We start from the raw sequence: 22,940 nt of genomic DNA on the forward strand, positions 1-22,940 counted from the left end.
ACGTCGGCTGGTTTTACGTGGATCAGTCGCTGTCAGACGCCTTGGCATCTACCGCCGGTGACTCGGCAGCATCTTCGGCGGCATAGGGTGAGACACCGCCGTCGGCAATAAACCGGTCGATGCGCGCTTCCAGGACCGGCAACGGCACCGAGCCGGTCTGCAGCACTGCGTCGTGGAAATGGCGCAGATCGAATGTCTCGCCCAAGGCAGCTTCGGCCTTGCGCCGCAACTCAAGAATTTTCAACTCGCCCAGGTAATACGACAACGCCTGCCCCGGCCAGGCGATATAGCGATCCACCTCGGTGGTGACTTCGTGTTCGCTCAAGGCGGTGTTGTCGCGCAGATAGGCCTGTGCCTGCGCGCGCGTCCAGCCCTTGTGGTGGATACCGGTATCGATCACCAAACGGCAGGCGCGCCACATCTGGTAGGTCAGGTAACCGAAGCGATCATAGGGCGTGTCGTACATGCCCATTTCCTGGCCCAGATACTCCGAGTACAAGGCCCAGCCCTCGCCATAGGCGGAGATGAACCCATAGCGGCGAAACTCCGGCAGCCCCTGCGCCTCGGCCGCCAGCGGCATCTGCAGTGCGTGGCCGGGCGATGACTCGTGCAACGTCAATGCGGTCAGGTTGTACAACGGCCGCGATGGCAGGTTGTAGGTATTGACCAGATAAATGCCGGGACCGCCGCGGCCACCGGTATAGAACGGCGCCAATTCCGGCGGCAACGGCTCGATCGCGAAGCGTCGGCGCGGCAGCCGGCCGATGTAATCGCCCACCTTGGCGTCCACGCGCTTGGCGATCCACGCGGCCTGCTTGAGCAATTCTTCCGGCGTCTTGGCATAGAACTGCGGGTCGGTGCGCAGGAACCGCAAAAACGCGGGAAACACCGCCTGCCCGGCCGGTGGCTTAAAGCCGCTGGCGACGATGGTCTGATCCATCTGCGTGCGCAGCTTGGCCACTTCCTGCAGGCCGATCTGATGGATCTGCTCCGGGCTCAACTCCAGCGTGGTGAATTCGCGGATCTGCGCGCGGTAATACGCCTGCCCGTCCGGCAAGGCTTCGCCGGCAAGTGTGGTGCGCGCGCGTGGCTGATACGCGTTGCGGATGAAGTCCAGCAGCTTGGCGTAAGCCGGCAGCACCTGCGCATCGATGGTCTTGACGGCCTGCTGCCGCAGTTGCGCCTGCACATCGGCCGGCAGCGTCGCCGGCATCTGCTTGAACGGTGCGTAGAACGGATTGGCCTCGCCCTTGGCTTGCACCACATCGGCAATGGATTGGTCGCGCCCGGTGAGAGTCACCTTGGGCTGGCTGAAACCACGCGCCAGGCCGGCACGCATATTGTCGGTGTGTTCGGCGAAATAGCGCGGGATATCGGCCAGCATCTTCAGATAGCGCTGGAAGTCCTCACGCGTGCGCAACTTGGCTTCGGCACTGAAACCCAGATCGCTCCAGAACGCCGAGTCGCTGTTGAACGGCATCTCCCAGGCGCGGAAATGCTGCTGATCCAGCAGCACCAGCAACTGCTGCCGGTACACCTGATAACTCACCTGGTCTTCGGCCGGCAACTGCGCGATCGGGATCGCATCCAGTTCCTTCAACGCCTGTTGCCAGTACGCAGTGCGCAGGTCTTGCGTGGCCACGTCGACCTTGGGCAGATGGTCGGACTGCGTGTCCTGCGTGGCCTGGTTGTCTTCATCCACCGCGCCGGACAGCTGCGCCTGCCGCCAACGCCATTCGCGCGTGTACAGCGCCTTGAAGCGTGCTGCTGCGCCGCTTTGCGTGGTGGGTGTGGTGGGTGTGGCCTGCGCCTGCCCTGCGGTGCCGCCCACACTGGCGGCAATCAACACGCTCAACGCGCTCGCGCGCCAGACGCTGCTGGTCTTCATCAGCTTGCCACCGATACGGCTTTGGCTTGTGCAATCCACTGGCGCACGCGTTGCTGCAACATCGCCAGCGGCATCGCGCCGCCGCCGAGCACTGCATCGTGGAAGGCGCGCACGTCGAAGCGATCGCCGAGTTCTTTTTCGGCTTCCGCACGCAGCGCCAGAATCTGCAGCTGCCCCAACTTGTAACCCAGTGCCTGGCCCGGCCAGACAATATAGCGGTCGGTTTCGGACTGGATGCTGGGCTCGTCATCAGACGGATGCGCGTGAAATAAATCCACCATCTGCTGGCGGTTCCAATGCTTGTAGTGCACGCCGGTATCGAGCACCAGCCGATTTTCCCGCAAAAATTCGCCTGAGAGGCGACCGTAATCGTTGTACGGATCCTTGAAGAAGCCGATCTCCTTGCCCAGGCGCTCGGCGTACAGCGCCCAGCCTTCGATGTAGGCGTTGTAGCCGGCCTGCTGGCGGAACGGCGGCAACGGCAGCGTCTGCGCAAGCGAGATCTGCAGGTGATGGCCCGGCACGCCCTCGTGATACGCGGTGGTTTCGATATTGATCAAGGTACGGCTGGCGAAGTCGCTGGTGTTGACCTTTACGATGGCCGGCTTGGTGCCTTCCGGATTGCTCTGCCAGTATTCGGCGCCGGGCGCGCTGCGTCGGAACGCCGGCATTGCCTGCACCTCCAACGGTGTTTTTGGCAAGTGGCCGAACAGCTTGGGTAGCTCCGGTTCCATCGCGGCGATGTAATCGCGGTATCGCTGCAGGATCTGCTCGCTGGAGGTGGCAAAGTGGCGCTTGTCTGTTTCCACCGCCTTGCGGAAGCTGGCCAGATCCGCGAAGCCCTGCGCCTTGGCGATCACCGTCATCTCGCCTTCGATGCGCGCGACTTCCTTCAAACCGATCTGGTGGATGTCCTCCGGCGCCATCTCGGTGGTGGTCTGGGTATGGATGGCGTAGCGATAGCGGCGCTCGCCATCGGGCAGCGCCCACAGCCCTTCCTGCGCGCGCCCTTGCGCTGCGTATTCGTCGCGTACGAACGCGGCCAGCTTGCCGTAGGCCGAGCGCACCTGCTGATCGATCGCGGCCAGTAATTGCGTGCGCAGCGCGTCGCGCTGGTCGGCCGGCACAGCGGCATCAAGTTTTTTCAGCGGCGAGGCGAATGGGCTTTGCTCACCGGTCAACGCGGCAATCTTGTCGATCTGCTCGGGCAAGCGCTCCAGCAGATAACGCGGCTGCACCAGGCCCTGCTTCGCGCCCCGCCGCGACACCGCGATCACCTGGTCGATCACCGCCGGAATCGTCTGCAGACGCTTGATGTAGTCCTGATAATCCTTGGCGTTTTCGAACGGAAACGCATCGCCATAGCCGGCCAGCGCCAACTGGATGCCGCCGATCGGCTCCAGCGGCATCGCATAGGTCTCCAGCGCGATGCCTTCCAGCTTGTCGCGCAGCTGGCCGAGCATCATCTGCAGGCTGAGTTGGCGTTGCTCGTCCAGCGCCTTGCTGTCGATCGCTTCGAACTGCTTGAGCAACTCGGCAGTAGCAGTGCGTTCTGCCTGCACGGCGTCGAGCGAGTAGTCGCTCCAACGATCGTTGTAACGTTTGTCGCCGATGATGCTTGCGAACTCGGGGTTGTGTTGCAACTGGTACTGCCATTGCTTGTCCAGCAGCGCGTCGAAGGCTTTGGCGGCCTGTTCGCTGGTTGGAGCGGAAGTGGCAGCAACCGCCGTCTCCGCTGCGGGCGGCGCCGGCTTGCAGGCAGTGAACAATGCGGCGGCAAGCAGGCCGATAGCGACAGGACGCAGGTGGTTCATGCAGTTACTCCAAGAAAGACGGTATGCAGGCAGCGCTCGATGCGTTCAATCCGGGGGTAGGAGCGCGCTTGCGCGCGAGAGGTTTTTCCAGGTGACGGTTCTCGCGCGCAAGCGCGCTCCTACGAGGTAATGGGCGCGTGCAGCGCTCACGCAAACGGTCGATCGATCGCCAGCGACGGCGGCGTGAACCACTGCGCGCCCGCGTCGGTGACATAAAAATGGTCTTCCAGGCGCACGCCGAATTGGCCAGGCACTACAATCATCGGCTCATTGCTGGCGCACATGCCCGGCTGCAGCGGCTGCGCATTGCCACGCACCAGATACGGCGCCTCATGGATCGCCAGGCCGCAGCCGTGACCGGTGCGATGCGGCAGGCCGGGCAAGCGATAGTCCGGGCCGAGTCCTGCCGCGTCGAGCACCTTGCGCGCAGCCTGGTCCACTGCTTCACAGGCGACACCGGGGCGAATCGCCGCAAACGCAGCCGCCTGCGCCGCCTGCTCCAGCTCCCAGATGCGCCGTTGCGCAGCGTCGGGCGTGCCGTAACTCCAGGTGCGGGTGATATCGGAGTGATACCCCTGCACGGTGCAGCCGGTGTCGATCAGCACCAACTCGCCTTCGCGCAGGTGTTGCACGCCTGGGAGACCGTGCGGGAACGCGGTGGCATGGCCGAACTGCACGATGCAAAAAGTCGAACCGTTGTCCGCGCCCAGCGCGCGATGCGCCTCATCGATAAAGCGCACCAGTTGATCGGTACCGATGCCTTCCTGGGCGATGCCGGCGGCCAGACGCTGAACCAGCAGGGTCATGTCGCAGGCCTGCTGCATCAGCGCCAGCTCGGCCGGCGACTTGCACATGCGGCAGCCGTCGATGATGAAGCCGGCATCGCGGATCGCCGTGCCCAGGTGCGCGCGCAAGCCGGTGTGCACGGCGAACGCAATGCCTGGATCCAGCGCCAATGCATGCGCGTGGCGTTCGTCCATGGCCTGCACCACCAGCGCGTAGGGGTCGTGGTGTTCTTCCCACAGATAGTTGGCGACCGGGATCTTCAACACCGCATCCAGCGAGCCTTCTTCGAAGGCCGGGCAGATCAATACCGGGTCGCCATTCAACGTCAGCAGCAGCGCAACCAGACGCTCGCTCGCACCCCACGGCACGCCGGTGAAATAACGCAGCGAGGTGCCGGCGCCGATCAACAGCGCATCCACGCCGTGCGCGGCCATCAGGCTGCGTGCGCGTTCGAGGCGCTGTTCGTATTCCTGCGCTGCGATCGGCGCGGCGCGTTGCGTCCACGGCGTCAGTTGCGCGCGCGCCTGCTCCAGCGACAACCCGCCGATCTGGCTGCTCATGTGCCCGCTCCGAGATCGGCTGTGCTCCACTGCCCATCGACCAGACGCGCGACACCGCCTGAATTGCGCTGGCGCAACTCGGCCGGCAACAAGGCGTCCGGTACCGCGTCATAGCTATGCAACGCAGCGAAGCGGCGAATGGAACCGGGCATGCCTACCGCGGTGAATCCCGGATGCCCGGTGCTGGGGAACGGGCCGCCATGATGCTGCGCCGCGCTCACCGCCACGCCGGTCGGCATCTTGCTGTTGATCAACCGCCCCACCCGCGCACGCAGCACCGGTGCGATAGATTGCCAGGCCGCATCGTCGCTGCCATCGACCGCGCGATACAAGGTGCCGGTGAGATTGCCTTCGAATGCAGCGGCGATTTGCGTCATCTGCGCAACGTCGCGCGCACGCACCAGCAAGCTCACCGGGCCGAAGGCCTCGGTCTGCAGCGCCTGCGGGTTGGCGATAAATGCCTGCGCGTCTACGCTCAACAAGGTCGGCGCATAGCGGTACCCGTCCTCGCCGGTGTGCCCACCGGCAAGCAGGGCGGCGCCGGCCGCACGCAAGGCTGCCACACCGCGTTGCACGCCTTCGACGCCGGCGCTGGAAAACAGCACCATCGGCATGGCGGCGTCGAAATGCGCCGTGGTCGCGGCGACGAACGCATCGCCGGCCTCGCCATGCGGCACCACCACCACACCGGGATTGGTGCAGAACTGGCCGCTACCCAAGGTGCACGAGGAAAAGAATTCCTGCGCCAAGGCTGCGCCGCGCTCGGCCAGCGCGCCCGGCAACAGGAACACCGGGTTGATACTGGAGAGCTCAGCATAAAACGGCACGCCGGCCGCATCGGCGGCAGCCTTCAAGGCAAGCCCGCCCGTACGGCTACCGGTGAATCCGATCGCCCCCAGCCGCGCATCGCCGGCCAATCGCAGGCCCATGGCGTTGTCGAAGTGATACAGCAACTGCACCGCCGCAGCCGGCAGGCCAGCCGCGACCAACGCTGCGTGCGCAAGCTGCGCCATGCGCTGGCTGGTGGCCGGATGCAGCGGATGCGCCTTGGCAATCACCGGGTTGCGTGCGGCGATTGCGGAAGCGAAATCGCTGCCGGCGATCGCATTGAAGGCGAACGGAAAATTGTTCGGGCCAAACACCAACACCGGCTTGCCCAATGACGCCAGATGCGCGCGCAGATCGGCAGCAGTATCGATGATGGGTTGGGTCCAGCTGTAACTGCGCACCGCGTGTGCGGCCTGGCGCAACTGCCCGCTGGTGCGTGGCAGTTCGTTGCCACGCAACCGCGTGGGCGCCGGCAATGCGGTTTCTGCGTGTGCCAGCGCGACCAGGGTATCGGCATCGGCATCCAGCGCATCGGCGTAGGCGTCCAGAAATGCCGCAATCTTTTCGACTGGCGCTGCTGCAAGTTCTGGGGCAACCGCCTGCGCCGCCACAATCGCCGTCTCGATGTCGTCCGCACCGCTGACCGGAAATTGCGGCCCGATCGCCTCGCCCGTGGTCGGGTCGGCCGCGCGGAAGCTGCCGGTCGCATCGCGGCTGGGCTGCCACTGGCCGGCCAGCAAGACCTCAGCCGCCTTCAAGGGGATGGATTGGGTCGTCTCGTTCATTGCGGCACCTTCAGTTGTATGGAAGCGGACCCTGCGCACTGTGCGGCAGCGACCGACCAAAAGCGACGAGGGTGTCGCAGTGATGCGACACCCTCATCGACACACGTGTCGCTACACCTGCCAACGCCTCACCGCGTGAATCGGTGCGAGGCGATCATCCAGCAGCGTGCAGCGAGACGTCATCGTCAGGACAGTGTCGGCGCAGTGGCGATGGCGCGATCGATGACCTTGAGCGCAGCCTCGCGCTCGGCACCTTCGACCACCAGCCGCGGCGCGCGCACGCGCTCGCTGCCAATGCCCACTTTTTCCTGCACCAGCTTGATCAACTGCACGAACTTGGGCACGGTATCCAGGCGCAACAGCGGCAGGAACCAGTCGTAGAGTTCTTTGGCGGCCGGGTAACCGCCATCGCGCGCGAGTTCGAACAAGCGCACCGATTCTTTGGGATACGCGTTGACCAAACCGGCGATCCAGCCTTTGGCGCCCATGCTCAGACCTTCGACGATGGCATCGTCCATACCGACCAGCAGCGCCAGACGGTCGCCCAGCAATTCCTGCAACGCGGCGAAACGGCGCACGTCGCCGGAAGATTCCTTCACTGCCTGCAAATTGGGGAATTCGGCCGCCAGCTCGGCGATCTGCGCCGGGCCGAAGTCTGTCTTGTAGGCCACCGGGTTGTTGTACAGGATCACCGGCAGATCGGTCGCGGCGATCACCGCGCGCACATGTGCGCCCATCTCGCGCCAGTCGGTGGAATACACGTACGGCGGCAACACCATCAACCCGCCGCAGCCGAGCTCTTTTGCCGCTTTCGCCAGCGCCACTGCCTCGCCGGTCGCAAGGCTGGCGATACCCGGCACCACCGGCACGCGGCCATGCAATGCGCTGATCAGCGTCTTGAGCACGGCCAGCTTGTCGTCCACGCTCAAGGTGGCCGCTTCGCCCAGCGAGCCCAGCGGTACGATCGCGGTGCAACCGGCGTCCACCAGTTGATTGGCGTGCTTGCCCAGGAAGTCGTGATCGATTTCGCCGGAGGCGGTGAACGGGGTGGTGATGGCCGGCAACACGCCGTGCCAGAAGGCAGCAATACTCATGGATGATTCCCTTGCGAGTCGGAAGTGAACGAGTCGGCCAGCGCCGCGAGGCGGACCGGGAACAACGGCGGCCGGCGGCCGGCGTCGGTGGAAAGCTCGGGCGGACAACGCCCCAGTTCGGTGAGTGCGGTGCCGCAGATGCGGCCCTGGCAGGCGCCCATGCCGCAGCGCGAGGCGAGCTTGGCATCGCGGGCATCGTTGAAGTTGTCCAGCGCGCCCAGCGGCACGTCTTCGCAGCGGCATACCAGCGTGTCGGGTTGCGCCAGCCTGCGGATGCGTGGATTTAATGCGAATTGCTGCTGCACCACCTCGGCGAACGTACGCGCCGCTCGCCGCTGCGGCTGCAGGCGCAGCGCAACGTCCGGTGCGTCGGCGGCCATATGCCCGGCCATCGCACCTTCGATCAGCGCGCAATCGCGCCCGCCAATGCCGCAGGCTTCGCCCGCTGCAAATACCTGGGTCACGCTGGTACGCAACAACGCATCCACCTGCACCTGTTGATGCGCGCCGCACGCGTCCAGCTGACAACCGAGCAGCTGTGCAAGTTCGGTGTTCGGCACCAGGCCATAGCCCACCGCCAATTGATCGCAGGCGATACGCGTGCGGCCGGCAGGTCCTGCGATCTCGATTTCGCGCAATTGCGTGTCGCCATGTGCGGCAACGACGACGCTGCCGGCGCGATAGGCCACCGCGCGCAACTGCAGGCGTAATGACACCGCCTGCGCCGCCTTACCCGGCCAGCGCCACAGCTGCAGCGCAAACTGCCGCAACGCGGCTGCAGAGGTCTGTTCGTGGATGCCGAGCACGCGTGCGCCATGCCGTTGCAAGGTGGCCGCACTGGCCAGCAGCAGCGGGCCGCTGCCAGCCACCACCACGCGCTTGCCGGCCAGCGGCCAGCCTTGTTTGGCCAGCGCCTGCGCCGCACCGGCGCCGGTGACGCCGGGCAAGGTCCAGCCTGGGAATGGCAGCAGCAATTCGCGCGCGCCGGTGGCCAGCACCAGTGCTGCGTAATGCAGTTGCAGCGTGCCATCGGGGCCATCGGCCAATAACCAGCCCGGATCCGCCAGCAGAATCTGTGTGCGCGTCAGCAGCGTGATCGACGCAGTGCCCAGCACCTGTTGCAGCAGCGAGCGCGCATCGGCCGGCGCGCCGTGCTGCACATCGCTGCGCCACACCTGCCCGCCCGCACGCGGCTGCATGTCGACCAGACCCACGCGCGCGCCATGACTGGCCGCCGCCTGCGCCGCCGCCAGGCCGGCCGGGCCGGCACCGATCACCAGTACATCGAAATGCTGCACGCGCTCAGCCATCGGTGCGTACCTGCATGCCGTCGCGCGCATCCACCATGCAGGCGCGTTGCTGGGCGATGCCGTCGATGCGCACCCGGCATTCGAAACACACGCCCATGCCGCACAACGGCGCGCGCGGCTGACCACTACACGATTGCCGAAACTGCAGCGTCACCTGCGCCACCGCAGCGGCCACGCTGGCGCCAGCCGGCACTTGGACCAGTTGCGTATCCACGTGCAGACGCACTGTCGCGCTCATGCGGCCGCACCGTGCACGGCGCGCGCCGGTGCATAAGGGGCCGGATCGATGGCCGGCGTGCGCCCGAGCAGGCTGTCCACAATCACCCGTGCGCTCCCCAGCGCCGTTGTGACACCCAGCCCCTCGTGACCGGCGGCCACCCACACATCGCGCCGGCCAGGCACCGCCCCAAGATACGGTCGCCCGTCCGGCGTGGCCGGGCGCAACCCGGTCCACACCCTGATTGCCTGCAACTCGCGCAGCACCGGCAGATACGCGAAGGCGCGCTGCAGCATCTGCTGCAGCACCGGCATCGACAGCGCGCGATCGTGCTCGCCGAACTGGCGCGACGAGCCGATCAGAATCTGCCCGGTCGGCCGCGGCTGCACATTGAAGGCCACGCTGGTGTCGTCGGCGCCATGCGCCGAATCGGCGTAGCCCAGCTCCAATAATTGATGTCGGATCAAGCCCGGATGGCGATCGGTGATGACCAGATGGCCCTTGCGCGGGCGCAGCGCCAGCTCGGGCAGCAACTGTGGCAAGGCCACGCCGCTGGCGACCAGCACCGGGCCGGCCAACAGTTGGCCATCGTCCAGACGTACCCCATGCGCCTGCAACTGCTCCACCTTGCGGCCGGCAAACAGCTGCGCGCCCGCTTTGCAGGCCAGGCTCACCAAATGCCGTGCCACCCGCGGCGGGTACACCACGGCCTCATCCGGCACGCGCATGCCGCCGGCCAGGCCGGGCACCAGTTGCGGTTCCAGTGCGTACAGCTGCGTTGCATCGATCGCTTCGGCATGCAGATCGGCCGCGGCCAGGCGCGCGATCTTGGCCGGCACCGCCGCAAATTCGCGCGCATCGCGTGCCACCCACAGCGTGCCGCAGCGGCTGAATTCGGCCTCGCTCAATTCGGCAAACCGCTCCCACAGCCGTAGCGAGTACGCCGATAGCGCCAGCTCGGCCGGGTCGTCGTCCATCGCCACCAGGTGCCCCATCGCCGCAGCGGTGGAGCCGCCGCCGATCGGCCCCGGCTCGACGATCACCACACGCAGCCCTTCGCAGGCAGCCGCCTCGGCGCAGGCCGCGCCGACAATTCCGGCGCCCACCACGATCAGATCGTAGCTGCGTCGCGTGGACGCAGCGGCCGACGCAGCAGACGCATCGGCAGCCGGCGCGCTGCCAACTCCCTCCGATGCTGACCGCACTGCGTCCATCAGACCACGATGCCCCAGGCGAACGGGTCGGCCGGGTCGATCAGCAACTGCGAGCGTGCAGTGATGTACGCATGCCCACTGATGCGCGGCGCAATGCCACGCCCACTCAACCGATAACTGCCTTCTAACGTGCTGCCCAGAATGCCTTGCTGCACCCAACGCTCGCCCTCGCCCAGCTTGCCGTCGGCGGCCAGGCAGGCCAGCTTGGCGCTGGTGCCGGTGCCGCACGGCGAGCGGTCGTAGGCCAGCCCAGGGCACAGCACGAAATTACGTGCCAAGCCGCTGCCATCAGGCGCGGCGCCATTGACTTCGATATGGTCGATCTCGCCACTGGCCTCACCGGTAATGCCGGCCGCTTCCAGCGCCAGCCGGATAGCCTCGGTGTAGGCGGTCAACTCCCGCTGATGCGCCAACTCAAGCGCGCACGGCGCCTGTTCGGTGATGAAGAACCAGTTGCCGCCCCAGGCCACGTCGCCGCGCACCCTGCCATGCGCAGGCACGTCCACTTCCACATCTGCCGCAAAGCGGTAGCTCTCGACATTAGCGACCGACACCGTGCCGTCTTCGGCCAGCTCCACGCCGACCGTGCCGACCGGTGTTTCGATGCGATGCTGGCCCGGCCCGATGCGCCCCAACTCGGCCAGCGTGCGCACCACCCCGATGGTGCCGTGCCCGCACATGCCCAGGTAGCCGACGTTGTTGAAGAAGATCACCCCGGTGCAAGCGCTTGGGTCGCGTGGCGGCAGCAGCAAGGCGCCGACCATGGTGTCCGAGCCGCGCGGTTCGCAAGCGATTGCGCTGCGCCACTGGTCGAAATTGCGGCGAAAGCGCTCGCGGCACTGGGCCAGATCGCCATCGCCCAGATCTGGGAAACCGGACAGGACCACGCGGGTAGGTTCGCCGGCCGTATGGGAGTCGATGACGTCGATGGTGTGCATGGCTCATGCTCCCACTGCGGGCTGGCAGGCGACTAGCGTCCAATGCGAGTTGCAAATGCGGAAATCTGCACAATCTACAACCCGGTTCATAACCACGCGTTTGCGCTAGGATCATTGCTGGGCCGCGCCTTTCGTGCAGCCGTCAATCGTGACCGCCACCATGACGCCGATGGACCTCAACCTGCCTGCGCTGGAAATGCAGACGCTGTTCGATGCACTACCGGACGTGGTGTTCTTCATCAAGGATGGCGAAGGTCGCTACACCCATTGCAACCTTACGCTCGTGCGCCGGCTCGGACGCAAGCTGCGCAGCGAAATCATCGGCCGCTCGCCACTGGAAGTATTTCCGTTGCCGCTAGGCGGAAGCTACATGATGCAGGACCGCCGCGTGCTGTGTGGCGAGCTCATCGACAACCAGCTGGAGGTGCATCTGTACCCCAATCGCCTGCCCGGCTGGTGCCTGACCTTCAAGCGCCCGCTCTGCGAAGCCGACGAAGTGATCGGCATCGTGGGCATTTCGCGCGATCTGGGCCAACCCGACAGCCGTCACTCGGCGTACGAACGCTTGAGCCAGGTGATAGACCACATGCAGGCCAACTTTGGCGACAACCTGCGCGTGCAGAGTCTGGCCGACCTGGCCGGCCTGTCGGTGGCGCAGCTGGAGCGGCATTTCCGCCGCGTGTTCCAGCTGACCCCGCAGCAATTGTTGACCAAGCTGCGCATCGAATCGGCGATGCGGCTGTTGTACGGCGAGGACAGCATCGCCAGCATCGGGCAACGTTGCGGCTTTGCCGACCAGAGCGCGTTCGCGCGTCAGTTCAAGGCCACGGTCGGCATGACGCCGCGCGATTACCGCGCGCTTAAAGGCCAGTTATGAGCACCCAAACCGGCACTGACAGACAGCGGGCACAAATGCCGAATTCGGCAGCATTTGGGTCGGCGTTGCAAGGCAGGTTGCATTGTCCTGGCCGCGCGCGTGCGGCGCGCGGGATACTGCCCCGGATGAGGCAGCGCTGAAGGACGCGTCAAGGCGAGCCGGAGCCCGGATGGTAGAATTTCGGGTTTCCCCAACTGCGTTGCCAATGGCCAGCTTCTTTCTCCGCACCAAGCCAACCACGCCCGACAGCGCGCGCACCTCGCGCTACAGCTTGGAAGAACTGGCAGCCGCATTTCCGACCGCACCTTCTGCCGCTACCCCGGTTTCGCCGGTTGAAGCCATGCCGGTGGCTGCGCCGAGCGGCACGCCAGCAGCGGTGCCAGTCTCCACTCCGATTGCCACACCTGTGCCCGCGCCTGCCGCCGCTCCAGCCGAGCAGCGTGCGCAAGATATCGCCGCGCGTGCCGGCCAGGCGCAACGCATCGCGGCAGTGCCCACCGCAGCTACCCCGCCCGCAACGCCCGCGCCTTCGGCACTGCAGGCGCCGCCTGATTCGAAACCGTCTGTAACGCCGAGCGCTCCGACTCCAGTGGTGGTGGCGCCGGTTGTCGTGCAGCCACATACCGCGCCTGTATTGCCTGCTGTTGGGCCTGCGCAGCCTGCTACTCCCGCAACGCCGTCGCAGACGTCTGCTTCTGCGCTCGCGCCTGTCGCACCATCGACCACTGCAACACCTCCCGCTGCGCCGGCTGCGACACCACCTGTCGTTGCACCTCCTGCGGCTGCACCCGCGTCTGCAGCTTCGCCGGTCGCCGCAACCCTCGCCGTCGCGACGCCCGTCGTCACCGCGCCTGTCATTGTCAGCACACCGCTGCCGACCACCGGGGACAACGACAGCATCGTCGCCCAGCGCGATGCGCTAACGGCCGCTCCGGCCGGCAAGCCGGGTTGGCGCGATCGTCTGCGCAACAGCACCTTCGCTCGCAGCTTCGGCGGTTTGTTCTCGCGCAACCCCAAGCTCGACGACGATCTGCTCGACGAGATCGAGACCGCCTTGATCACTGCCGACGTCGGTATCGGCGCCACTACCGCATTGGTCGAAGGCCTGCGCAAGCGCATGAAGTCGCGCGAGTTCGTCGATGCCCAGGCGATGTTCAAGGCACTGCGCGCCGATCTCATCGCGCTGCTGCAGCCGGTCTCCAAACCGCTGGTCATCGATCGCTCGGTCAAACCGTTCGTGATCCTCACTGTTGGCGTCAACGGCGTCGGCAAGACCACCACCATCGGCAAGCTCGCCAAGCGCTTCAAGGACGAAGGCAACAGCCTGATGCTGGCAGCTGGCGACACCTTCCGCGCCGCCGCTGTCGCACAACTGCAGGCCTGGGGCGATCGCAACGGCGTGGCCGTGATCGCGCAGGGCCAGAATGCCGATGCCGCCGCAGTGGCGTTCGACGCACTGCAGGCCGCCAAGGCGCGCGGCACCGACGTGTTGATCGCCGACACCGCCGGCCGCCTGCACACCCAGACCGGGCTGATGAACGAGCTCGGCAAGATCCGCCGCGTGCTCGGCAAGATCGACCCCGCCGCACCGCACGAAGTGCTGATGGTCATCGACAGCACCACCGGCCAGAACGCCATCTCGCAGCTGCGCCAGTTCCATGCCGCCGTCGGCGTCACCGGCCTGGTCGTGACCAAGCTCGATGGCACCGCCAAGGGCGGCGTGGTGTTCGCGCTGGCGCGCGAATTCGGCATTCCGATCCGCTTCGCCGGCATCGGCGAGCGCCCGGAAGACCTGCGCGTGTTCGACCCGGTCGCCTTCGTCGATGCGTTGTTACCGGAGGCGTTGGGAAGCTGATCGGCAGATGTCCGCACGCGTCTGCAACCGTTATCACGTATCGCCAGCAGAACTCATGCCAGCCGACCACGCCCCTCCCAGCGCTGACGCTTTCGTCCACCGCCTGCTGCACTGGTTCGACGGCCACGGTCGCCACGATCTGCCCTGGCAGCATCCACGCGCGCCGTACCGGGTGTGGTTGTCGGAAATCATGCTGCAGCAGACCCAGGTCACGGTGGTCATCCCGTATTTCCTAAAATTCGTTGCCCGCTTCCCCACCCTGGCCGATCTGGCCGCGGCCGACAACGACACCGTGATGGCGCACTGGGCCGGGCTGGGCTACTACGCACGTGCACGCAACCTGCATGCGGCCGCCAAACAATGCGTCGCCTTGCACGATGGCGACTTACCACGCGATTTCGACGCGCTGCTCGCGCTGCCCGGCATCGGCCGCAGCACGGCGGGCGCCATCCTCAGCCAGGCCTGGAACGACCGCTTTGCCATCATGGACGGCAACGTGAAACGCGTGATGACGCGCTTTCACGGCATTGCCGGCTATCCGGGCTTGCCAGTGATCGAAAAACAGCTTTGGGAGTTGGCCACAGCGCACGTCGCGCATGTACCGGCCGGCCGCCTGGCCGACTACACGCAGGCGCAAATGGATTTCGGCGCCACGCTGTGCACACGCGCAAAACCGGCGTGCGTGCTGTGTCCGTTGCAGGACGATTGTGTGGCGCGCCGCGAGGGCCTGGTGGAAGCATTGCCCACGCCCAAGCCCGGCAAGTCTCTGCCCGAGCGCGAAGCCACCGCGCTGCTGCTGGAAAACGCAGACAACCAGATCCTGCTGCAGCGTCGCCCGCCGACCGGTATCTGGGCCTCGCTATGGACGCTGCCACAGGCCGAAACCGACAGCGGCATGCGCGCATGGTTCGCCAACCATATCCAAGGCGATTACGAGAGCGCCGATGAGATGCCGCTGATCGTGCACACCTTCAGCCATTACCGCCTGCATCTGCAGCCGTTGCGCATCCGCAAGGTCGCTCTGCGTACAGCGGTGCGCGACAATGACGATCGGCGCTGGGTGGCCCGCGCCGATCTCGCATCGCTGGGCCTGCCGGCGCCGATCAGCAAACTGCTCGACGCGCTGTAAGGCGCACTCACACTCCAAGCGCGCACGTTGAGCGCGAATCCAAGGGAATTTGCATGTCACGCACCGTGTTCTGCCAGTACCAGCAATGCGACACCGACGGCCTGGATTTTGTGCCCTATCCCGGCGAACTCGGCCAGCGCGTGTTCGCACACATCGGCAAGACCGCATGGCAGGCATGGTTGGCGCATCAGACCATGCTGATCAACGAAAACCGGCTCTCTCCACGCGACCCCAAGCACCGCGCGTTTCTCGAAGCCGAATTGCAGAAGTTCCTGTTCGAGCGCAACGCCGACAAGCCGGATGGCTATGTCGCGCCGATGGGCGAAGAGTAAACGCGGCCGTCTAAACGACTGCGCTCGCCGCCAGGCCGGCGCGACCGGTTACCGGGGCGGCACGCCCCATGCGTACATGCCGGTGCTGAGCGCACCGTCCACGCCCGCCCGACGACGGCCCGCTAGCTGTTGCTTGCCGCTCAAAAGGGAAGAAACCGTCGCCGAACCCACGTAACTTGGCGACCGATTTGGCCACCGATGCAGCATTGGCCTATCCGCCACGCCAGGCACCGAGTTGCCTGAGCGTCCACACGCTCAGCAGGTGCCCACCGGCTCGTCCAGCAACAGGCGGATACGCTTGAGCACTTCCTTCTGCGTACGGCTTGTTGACCACGCCGAACTCCGCGCGCCCCATATCGGTGCGCTGGATGCTGGCATCGGCGTAGCCGGTGGTGAGCAGGACCTTGATCTTCGGCAAGATGCGGCACGCTTGGCGAGCGAGCACCACACACTTAATGCCGCCCGGCATGATCGGTGAACAACCCATCCACATGCGGATGCTGCTCCAGCACTGCGATCGCCTCGCGTCCGCTGGATGCCGACAAGACGCGATAGCCGGCGCCCTTCAGAAATAGCTTGGCGATCACCGCCACGTCCTGCTTGTCTTCCACGATCAGGATGCTCTCGCTGCCGCCCTGGCCGATCGCGCGGCTCTTGACCGCCTGCACATCATTTGCGTATTCGCTGGATGCGGGGAAATACAGCCGCACCGTGGTGCCTTCGCCCACTTCGCTATAGATGGGCCCGCTGCCGCCAGATTGCTTGACGAAGGCGTACACCATCGACCACCCCAGCCCGGTGCACTGGCCTTCTTCCTTGGTGGTGAAGAACGGCTCCATTACACGGCTGGCGATGTCCGGCGGCATGCCCGAGCCGGTTTCGCGCACAGCGATACTCACATAACGGCCCGGTGCCAGCTGATGATACGTGGACAGAACGTAAGCTCTATTTGTTTGTGGCCATCGATAAAACGTCCAAGTTTGCGCTCACCGAACTCAATCCATCGGCCAACAAGCTGGTTGCAGCGCAGTTCCTGCGTAATGTGATCCAGGCGGTGCCCTACACCCTGCAGACGGTGCTGACGGATAACGGCATCCAGTCCGCCAACTGAATTTCCGACCGATATGCGTTCCCGCATCTCTTCGGGTTGAGTATGCAAAGCCCTTATGAAAGCCGGCAAAGCAGCACACTGCAGCCTATCGGGCGCATGCGCGCGTGCATCGGGTTTGCCGTAGCATGCGCGAGCAACACGCAGCTCCTGCGCCTCGTCCGGCCTTTCTGGCGCCGTTGCGCGCATTCTTTTCCGCGCCAGTGCCTTCGTCTGGCGACCATGCGATATCACCATGCCGGGCTACCAGACCCAGATCCACGAGTTGACCTTCGGGCAACTGACCTACGTTATTCGCGCGCTGGCCGACAAACAGCAGTACGCCGATCCCGATGAAAGCGCCGCCGACGCGGGCATTTCGTCCGCGCAGTGGAGTTTGTTCGGTCAGGTCTGGCCGGCCGGGCAACTGCTGGCCGAAGCAATGGCCGCGCGTCCGATCGAAGGCAAGCGCATCCTCGAACTCGGTTGCGGCTTAGGGCTGGCCAGCCTGGTGCTACGCAGGCGCGGTGCCGATGTCGTTGCCAGCGACCACCATCCGCTGGCCGAGGTGTTTCTGGCTTACAACGCGGCGCTTAACGCCCTGGAATCGGTGCCGTATCGGCGTCTGAACTGGGACACCGGCGCGCTGAACATGGGCCAGTTCGACATGATCATCGCCAGCGACGTGCTTTACGAAACACGCCACGCCACCATGCTGGCCAACCTCATTCCCGCGCTCGCCAAACCCTCCTGCGAGATCGTTATGAGCGACCCGGGCCGCGGCAATGCCAATGCACTGTCGCGCATGCTCGCAGACATCGGGTTTTCGTTGATTGCCGGCGATCGCCAGGCCTCTGTGCAGGTCGCCAAGGCACCGCGCCTGTTCGTCTATCGGCGCAATATGCACAACTGGTGGCCGGCAGGAGGCTGATCGCTTTGCCGCATCATCCAGCTGCAGGCGTGTAAGCCGACAGCGCTATCGGCTTGCGCGGATCGGCCTTGATCTCGGTGTGCTCGCTCATGCGCATCGCATCGGCATCAGGCGTGTCTTCGGCATTCATTTCCCAGCTTTCCAGCACACGCTTATGGAAGAAGAACGCACCGCGCGCACGGTCGTAGCAGAAGGTGATGTGGTCGGTCCAACGCTACCCGCACGACACGCCATTGTGCACGGTGAAAGACGCACCCTTCGCTACCAACCCTTCTTCGCTTCCAGGAACGGATCGCACTGACCACCTTCGTCGGCATTGAAGATCACCCGCGTATTGCGCCCGGCTTCGACAAAGCCACCGTCCGCGTTCGCGACCAGCACCAGCACCAGCACGGTGCGTGCAGGCGCAGCGCGCCCACTGGACCGCAATGCATCCAATGCATCTTCTGCCGACACGCGCAGGGCAACCACGTAATCCTGCCGCCCGTCCCCAGTCAGATCCGCGTTGGCAACGCCAATCACCGTCTGCCCGACAGGCAACTTTTCGCTTCTTGCAGCTTGATGACGTGCAATTCGATACCTTCTTCCTTGGCGCCTGCGCTGGTTCCTGGCCGGTCTCGCCCTGATCCACAAACGCGATTTTGACCGTTTCGCCTGCCACGTGTTGTACCTCTTGGGCCAACGAACGGACCCTGCGCGCGTTTCTGCTCATTGATGGGTGTGACCTGGACGGCGAGTAGATGTCCCAGCGTATCGATCGCCATGTGCGCCTTGCTCCCTTTTTACGCTGATAGCCATCGTATCCAGCACGCGGACCGCTTTCACAGGTGGACTGCAGCGTCCGGCCATCGAAATAACCGGGCTCGGCTGGCCTTTCTTCCCTGCGCCACACGCAAGAGTGAGCGCAGATCACTGACCATCGCCTCAAAGCAGCCGGCCTGCAGCCAACGTTGCGTTTACTGATACACCGCTTCCCAAGGTGGAAAATCGTTGTGAAGCAACCGCCACGGTGCAAGAGAGTTTGAACACCCGGCGATTGCCGGAAAGCCTTGCGAATGAAGGCTTGGAAATGGTGGCCGAGGACGGAATCGAACCGCCGACACGGGGATTTTCAATCCCCTGCTCTACCAACTGAGCTACTCGGCCACTACCTGCAACACGATGCCTGCGTTGCGAGGACGCGCAGCATAGCGAGCAGGCCCAGTTTGGGCAAGCCTTGCGCGCAACTTTGTTGCGAACCAGTGCTGGCACCTGGGTGTCTTGCGGCGGTTCACGCCGCGCGGCGGGGGGCATGGCCTAGCCTGCGCGCGTCCCAAGGAGATTGTCATGCGCCTGCCCCGCCTGCTGTTGTCGTTCGCGTTGCTGCTGCCACTGACCGCGGTTGCCCAACAGCCGGTACGCGCGGTGCCGCAGCTGGACATCTCCCGCTACGCTGGGCAGTGGCACGAGATTGCGCACCTGCCGGTGTCGTTCCAAAAGAAATGCCGCAGCGACATTACCGCCAGCTACACCTTGCGCGACGATGGCTTGATCGGCGTGCGCAACGGCTGCCGCACCGCCGATGGCGGCCTGGCCCAGGCCGACGGTGTGGCGCGGCCGGTCGCCGGGCAACCCGGCCAGTTGCAGGTGCGCTTCGCCCCGGAATGGCTGAGCTGGCTGCCGCTGGTGTGGGCCGACTATTGGGTGATCGCGCTCGATCCGGACTACCAATGGGCGGTGGTCGGCGAGCCGGATCGCAACTACCTGTGGATCCTGTCGCGCTCGCCGCAGATGCAGCGCGCGCAGTTCGAACACATCAAACGCCGGGCCACGCAAATGGGCTACGACCTGTCGCCGCTGATCCTGGCCGCGCCGCTACTGTGACGTCGGTGGCCTGACCGCACGCCGCTCTGACACACCCGCTGCACTACCTGCCCCGACGACCTGCCCCGATCCACGCAGCAAGGCAGCAACCGTACTGCGTAGTATTCTTGGCGCCGCCTGACCCAGCCGAGGATCCGAGTCCATGCGTCGTGCCTATCGCCTTGTGATTGTGTCGCTGACCTGCGCCCTGCTGCTGAGCGCCTGCGGCGGTGCGGTGCGCCGCGTGTCCGAGCCGGCCGCCCGCATCCAGCAACTGACCGTGCGCCCGGACGGCTCCTGGTCGGTCGATCTGCGGCTGCAGAACTACAGCAGCATCCCGATGCAGTTCGAGCGCGTGGCCCTGGAGATCTCCTCCAGCGACCAGGTGGCCGGCAAGCTCGACCAGGCCGTGGGTATTTCGATCGGCCCGGAAACAGCCGACGTGGTGACCGTCACCCTGCAACCGACCTCGCTCGGCCGTCTCACCGTCGCCGACGTGCTTGCCAGCGGCCGCTCGCTGCCGTACACGCTCAAGGGCACGGTGTGGGCGACCCCGCAGGACAAGAAACAGCGCGATTTCACCGTCGAGTCGCGCAATACGCTCAGCCCGGCCCCAGGCCTCAAGGGCGTGCTGCGCTGACGCGCACGCCTCCACGCATCCGCTTGAAGGACTCCGCATGAGCAGCTACACCGCCCCGCTGACCGATTTCCGCTTCGCCCTGCACGACGTGCTCGGTGCGCAAGCCTTGTTCGCACGGCTCGGCTACACCGATGCCAGCGCCGACATCATCGATGCCGTGCTCGAAGAAGCCGGCCGCTTCACCTCGCAGGTACTGGCGCCGCTCAACAGCATCGGCGACGAGATCGGCTGCGCGTTCGACAAGAGCAACCACGCGGTGACCACCCCGCCGGGCTTCCGCGCGGCCTACGACCAATTCGTGGAAGGCGGCTGGAACGGGCTCACCGCCGAGACGCAGTTCGGTGGTCAAGGCATGCCGCATACGCTGGGCGTGCCGTTGAGCGAGATGATCAACGCCGCCAACCTGGCCTGGGGCAACTTCCCGCTGCTCTCGCACGGCGCGATGGAAGCGCTGCGTCAGCACGGCGAAAGCTGGCAGCAGGACGTTTTTCTCAAGCCGCTGATCGACGGCCGCTGGACCGGCACCATGTGCCTGACCGAGCCGCATTGCGGCACCGACCTGGGCCTGCTCAAGACCCGCGCCGAACCCAATGCCGATGGCAGTTACGCCATCACCGGCACCAAGATCTTCATCACCGCCGGCGAGCACGACCTCACCGACAACATCGTGCACCTGGTGCTGGCCAAGCTGCCGGACGCACCGGCCGGCGCCAAGGGCATCTCGTTGTTCGTCACCCCCAAATTCAAGGTGGACCGCAACGGCAGCGTGGGCGAGCGCAACGCGCTGCATTGCGGCTCGATCGAGCACAAGATGGGCATCAAGGGCTCGGTGACCTGCGTGATGAACTTCGAGGGCGCGCAGGGGTATCTGGTCGGCCAGCCGCATAAGGGCCTGCAGGCGATGTTTACCATGATGAACACCGCCCGCCTGAGCGTGGGCCTGCAGGGCATCGGCCTGTCCGAGCGCGCCTACCAGAATGCGCTGCGCTACAGCCGCGAGCGTCTGCAATCGCGTGGGCTCAGCGGCGCCAAATTCCCCGACAAGCCGGCCGACCCGATCATCGTGCACCCGGACGTGCGCCGCATGCTGCTGACCATCAAGTCGCTGACCGAAGGCAGCCGCCTGTTGGCGCTGCACGCCGCCAGCCTGGTCGATGTCAGCCACCGGGGCGACACCGAACAGGAACGCGCAGATGCCGAGACGCTAGTGAGCTTCCTCACCCCGATCTCCAAGGCTTGCCAGACAGAGTGGTCGATCGAGAACACCTACCACGCGCTGCAGTGCTTCGGCGGCCATGGCTATATCCGCGAATACGGCATGGAGCAGCTGGCCCGCGACGCACGTATCACCACCATCTACGAAGGCACCACCGGTATCCAGGCGCTGGACCTGATCGGCCGCAAGACCGCCGCCAGCCAGGCGGCCGGGTTGAAACTGTTCCTGGCCGATGTGGAAACCTTCGCCAATGCGCAGCAAGGCAACGCGGCGTTGGCCGAGTTCATCAAGCCGCTGCGCGACAAGGCCAGCGAGTGGGCGATGCTGACCCGCGACGTGCTCGATCGCGCCGCCCGCAACCCGGACGAACTCGGCGCCGCCAGTTACGACTACCTATTTTATTCCGGCTATGTGGTGCTGGCGTACTGGTGGGCACGCAGCGTGGCCGCTGCCGACGCCTCTGCGCATGGCGAGGACTTCAAGCGCGCCAAGCGCGAGACCGCGCGCTTCTACTTCGCGCGCGTGCTGCCACGCACGCTGACACACGCCGCCACCATCCGCAGCGGCGCCGCGCCCTTGATGACGCTGGAAGCGGAGCTGTTCGGCGAGGGATGAGTGGCCTGCCTGCAATTCCACTGACAAGCCAAGCGCAGGCGGCGGCACTGCGCCTGTAGCAGCCGCCAATGCCACGATGAGGCTTCGCAGCGAATGACTCATTGCGCGCGGCGGAGCACTGTAGCCCGGCCACGGCTGCTGCAATACACAAACTGTCAACGATCGGGTATAAGCTGTTTTCCCGATGGAGACAGACACGCACGCAGGTGGTGTGATATTCCCCGGCGGCTTCCATGCCCCGGTCGCGGGCAATTCTGTCGCCGCGTTTCAGCAACTTCCCACGCTACGCCTGCTCTCGCTCGATGCGCACGGCCGCGTGCTGGACTGGATCAACTGGCAAGATGCCGCCTGTCTGTACGCACGCGATGCGGTCTCCTGGACGCTGGGCGAGCCGTGCATGCAGATCCACGGCGGTATCTCGCGGCTCACAGGCGAGCGCAGCACGATGGCGTTGCATCCCATCATCGCCGCACGTGGTCACGCACGCTCGCGCGCATTGGACCCGACTCCCACGCTCAGCAATACCGCGTTGTTCGCCCGCGATTCGCAGCTGTGCCTTTACTGCGGCCAACACTTCAGCCGCCCGCAACTGACCCGCGATCATGTGATGCCGGTGTCCAAGGGCGGCCGCGACACCTGGGAAAACGTGGTCACCGCGTGCTTCCACTGCAATTCGCGCAAGGCCAACCGCACGCCACAGCAGGCACATATGCCGCTGCTGGCGGTTCCGTATCGGCCGAGCTGGATCGAGCATCTGATCCTGTCCAACCGCAACATCCTCTCCGATCAGATGGCGTTCCTGCGGGCGCAGCTGCCGAAGCGCTCCAAGCTGTCTTGCTCCTGCCATCACCCCGTCCGTTAGCCGTGTGCAGTGCGACTCGGCAGGCGTGCTCGCGTGACTACCTCACAGCGCTTCTTCCCGCTGCACTTAAAATTCCCTCTTCCACCCTCGTCTTGGGTGCGGCAGATTGCCGCATGCGCA

Annotated in this window: 18 protein-coding genes, 1 tRNA gene and 4 pseudogenes; 10 read left to right on the top strand and 13 right to left on the bottom strand. The window is 65.2% G+C overall.

Going from position 1 to position 22,940, the window contains the following annotated elements; translation table 11 throughout:
• Positions 1-22: 22 nt before the first annotated feature.
• The 9 genes from XpopCFBP1817_RS00055 to XpopCFBP1817_RS00095 all read right to left on the bottom strand — a co-directional run bounded on the left by XpopCFBP1817_RS00055 (position 23) and on the right by XpopCFBP1817_RS00095 (position 11,434).
• Positions 23-1,888, bottom strand: a complete 1,866-nt coding sequence (locus tag XpopCFBP1817_RS00055; RefSeq protein WP_128415455.1) for a DUF885 domain-containing protein — start codon at positions 1,886-1,888, stop codon at positions 23-25.
• Positions 1,888-3,702, bottom strand: coding sequence for a DUF885 domain-containing protein (locus XpopCFBP1817_RS00060; protein ID WP_128415456.1), 1,815 nt, complete (start codon positions 3,700-3,702; stop codon positions 1,888-1,890). The genes XpopCFBP1817_RS00055 and XpopCFBP1817_RS00060 overlap by 1 nt, the downstream gene beginning before the upstream one ends.
• Before the next feature lie 146 nt (positions 3,703-3,848).
• Complete coding sequence (locus XpopCFBP1817_RS00065) at positions 3,849-5,048, bottom strand: M24 family metallopeptidase (RefSeq protein WP_128415457.1); 1,200 nt, start codon at positions 5,046-5,048, stop codon at positions 3,849-3,851.
• Positions 5,045-6,661 carry an aldehyde dehydrogenase family protein gene (locus XpopCFBP1817_RS00070; protein WP_128415458.1) on the bottom strand — a complete coding sequence of 539 codons (1,617 nt, stop codon included), beginning with the start codon at positions 6,659-6,661 and terminating at the stop codon, positions 5,045-5,047. Before XpopCFBP1817_RS00070 ends, XpopCFBP1817_RS00065 begins: the two co-directional genes overlap by 4 nt.
• Positions 6,662-6,846: 185 nt before the next feature.
• Positions 6,847-7,755 carry a dihydrodipicolinate synthase family protein gene (locus XpopCFBP1817_RS00075; RefSeq protein ID WP_128415459.1) on the bottom strand — a complete coding sequence of 303 codons (909 nt, stop codon included), beginning with the start codon at positions 7,753-7,755 and terminating at the stop codon, positions 6,847-6,849.
• Entirely contained in the window at positions 7,752-9,065 is a 1,314-nt protein-coding gene (locus tag XpopCFBP1817_RS00080) for an NAD(P)/FAD-dependent oxidoreductase (protein WP_128415460.1), read from the bottom strand. The genes XpopCFBP1817_RS00075 and XpopCFBP1817_RS00080 overlap by 4 nt, the downstream gene beginning before the upstream one ends.
• On the bottom strand, positions 9,058-9,303 hold the full coding sequence (locus tag XpopCFBP1817_RS00085) for a 2Fe-2S iron-sulfur cluster-binding protein (protein WP_128415461.1): 246 nt from the start codon (positions 9,301-9,303) through the stop codon (positions 9,058-9,060). Before XpopCFBP1817_RS00085 ends, XpopCFBP1817_RS00080 begins: the two co-directional genes overlap by 8 nt.
• A complete protein-coding gene (locus XpopCFBP1817_RS00090; RefSeq protein ID WP_128415462.1) occupies positions 9,300-10,496 on the bottom strand; it encodes an NAD(P)/FAD-dependent oxidoreductase in 1,197 nt (398 codons plus the stop codon). Before XpopCFBP1817_RS00090 ends, XpopCFBP1817_RS00085 begins: the two co-directional genes overlap by 4 nt.
• The gene (locus XpopCFBP1817_RS00095; protein ID WP_128415463.1) at positions 10,496-11,434 is read right to left on the bottom strand and encodes a proline racemase family protein; all 939 of its coding nucleotides are present in this window, start codon (positions 11,432-11,434) and stop codon (positions 10,496-10,498) included. The genes XpopCFBP1817_RS00090 and XpopCFBP1817_RS00095 overlap by 1 nt, the downstream gene beginning before the upstream one ends.
• A gap of 160 nt (positions 11,435-11,594) precedes the next feature.
• On the opposite strand from XpopCFBP1817_RS00095, the gene XpopCFBP1817_RS00100 reads away from it, so the two are divergent.
• The 4 genes from XpopCFBP1817_RS00100 to XpopCFBP1817_RS00115 all read left to right on the top strand — a co-directional run bounded on the left by XpopCFBP1817_RS00100 (position 11,595) and on the right by XpopCFBP1817_RS00115 (position 15,627).
• Complete coding sequence (locus XpopCFBP1817_RS00100; RefSeq protein WP_128415508.1) at positions 11,595-12,311, top strand: AraC family transcriptional regulator; 717 nt, start codon at positions 11,595-11,597, stop codon at positions 12,309-12,311.
• Positions 12,312-12,516: 205 nt separating this feature from the next.
• Positions 12,517-14,166, top strand: a complete 1,650-nt coding sequence (gene ftsY, locus XpopCFBP1817_RS00105; protein WP_128415464.1) for a signal recognition particle-docking protein FtsY — start codon at positions 12,517-12,519, stop codon at positions 14,164-14,166.
• Positions 14,167-14,221: 55 nt separating this feature from the next.
• Positions 14,222-15,295, top strand: coding sequence for an A/G-specific adenine glycosylase (gene mutY / locus XpopCFBP1817_RS00110; protein WP_128415465.1), 1,074 nt, complete (start codon positions 14,222-14,224; stop codon positions 15,293-15,295).
• Between the two features lie 53 nt (positions 15,296-15,348).
• A complete protein-coding gene (locus tag XpopCFBP1817_RS00115) occupies positions 15,349-15,627 on the top strand; it encodes an oxidative damage protection protein (RefSeq protein ID WP_128415466.1) in 279 nt (92 codons plus the stop codon).
• Positions 15,628-15,882: 255 nt separating this feature from the next.
• On the opposite strand, the pseudogene XpopCFBP1817_RS00120 reads toward XpopCFBP1817_RS00115, so the two are convergent.
• Positions 15,883-16,562, bottom strand: a pseudogene (locus XpopCFBP1817_RS00120) (ATP-binding protein); the annotation flags it as partial.
• On the opposite strand from XpopCFBP1817_RS00120, the pseudogene XpopCFBP1817_RS00125 reads away from it, so the two are divergent.
• Positions 16,562-16,735 (top strand): annotated as a pseudogene (locus XpopCFBP1817_RS00125) (IS481 family transposase); the annotation flags it as partial. The pseudogenes XpopCFBP1817_RS00120 and XpopCFBP1817_RS00125 sit on opposite strands and share 1 nt — an antisense overlap.
• 235 nt (positions 16,736-16,970) lie before the next feature.
• A complete protein-coding gene (locus XpopCFBP1817_RS00130; protein WP_128415467.1) occupies positions 16,971-17,645 on the top strand; it encodes a class I SAM-dependent methyltransferase in 675 nt (224 codons plus the stop codon).
• Positions 17,646-17,658: 13 nt separating this feature from the next.
• Here the strand turns inward: XpopCFBP1817_RS00130 and XpopCFBP1817_RS00135 are convergent.
• The 3 genes and pseudogenes from XpopCFBP1817_RS00135 to XpopCFBP1817_RS00145 form a co-directional block, all read right to left on the bottom strand.
• Positions 17,659-18,218, bottom strand: a pseudogene (locus tag XpopCFBP1817_RS00135) (hypothetical protein).
• Positions 18,188-18,691, bottom strand: a pseudogene (locus XpopCFBP1817_RS22440) (transposase); the annotation flags it as partial. The pseudogenes XpopCFBP1817_RS00135 and XpopCFBP1817_RS22440, both read right to left, overlap by 31 nt.
• A 24-nt stretch (positions 18,692-18,715) precedes the next feature.
• Positions 18,716-18,791 (bottom strand) — tRNA-Phe (locus tag XpopCFBP1817_RS00145).
• Between the two features lie 180 nt (positions 18,792-18,971).
• Here XpopCFBP1817_RS00145 and XpopCFBP1817_RS00150 point away from each other — a divergent pair.
• The 4 genes from XpopCFBP1817_RS00150 to XpopCFBP1817_RS00165 all read left to right on the top strand — a co-directional run bounded on the left by XpopCFBP1817_RS00150 (position 18,972) and on the right by XpopCFBP1817_RS00165 (position 22,820).
• A complete protein-coding gene (locus tag XpopCFBP1817_RS00150) occupies positions 18,972-19,508 on the top strand; it encodes a lipocalin family protein (RefSeq protein ID WP_128415468.1) in 537 nt (178 codons plus the stop codon).
• Between the two features lie 142 nt (positions 19,509-19,650).
• Positions 19,651-20,127: an LEA/WHy family protein gene (locus tag XpopCFBP1817_RS00155; RefSeq protein WP_128415469.1), complete on the top strand. Its 477-nt coding sequence runs from the start codon at positions 19,651-19,653 to the stop codon at positions 20,125-20,127.
• Positions 20,128-20,164: 37 nt separating this feature from the next.
• Entirely contained in the window at positions 20,165-21,958 is a 1,794-nt protein-coding gene (locus tag XpopCFBP1817_RS00160; RefSeq protein WP_128415470.1) for an acyl-CoA dehydrogenase C-terminal domain-containing protein, read from the top strand.
• 184 nt (positions 21,959-22,142) lie between these two features.
• Positions 22,143-22,820 (top strand): HNH endonuclease, encoded by a 678-nt coding sequence (locus tag XpopCFBP1817_RS00165; RefSeq protein WP_128415471.1) that lies wholly within the window; start codon positions 22,143-22,145, stop codon positions 22,818-22,820.
• Positions 22,821-22,940 lie beyond the last annotated feature (120 nt).

The organism is Xanthomonas populi (assembly GCF_002940065.1).
In the GTDB taxonomy this organism is placed as follows: Bacteria; Pseudomonadota; Gammaproteobacteria; order Xanthomonadales; family Xanthomonadaceae; genus Xanthomonas; species Xanthomonas populi.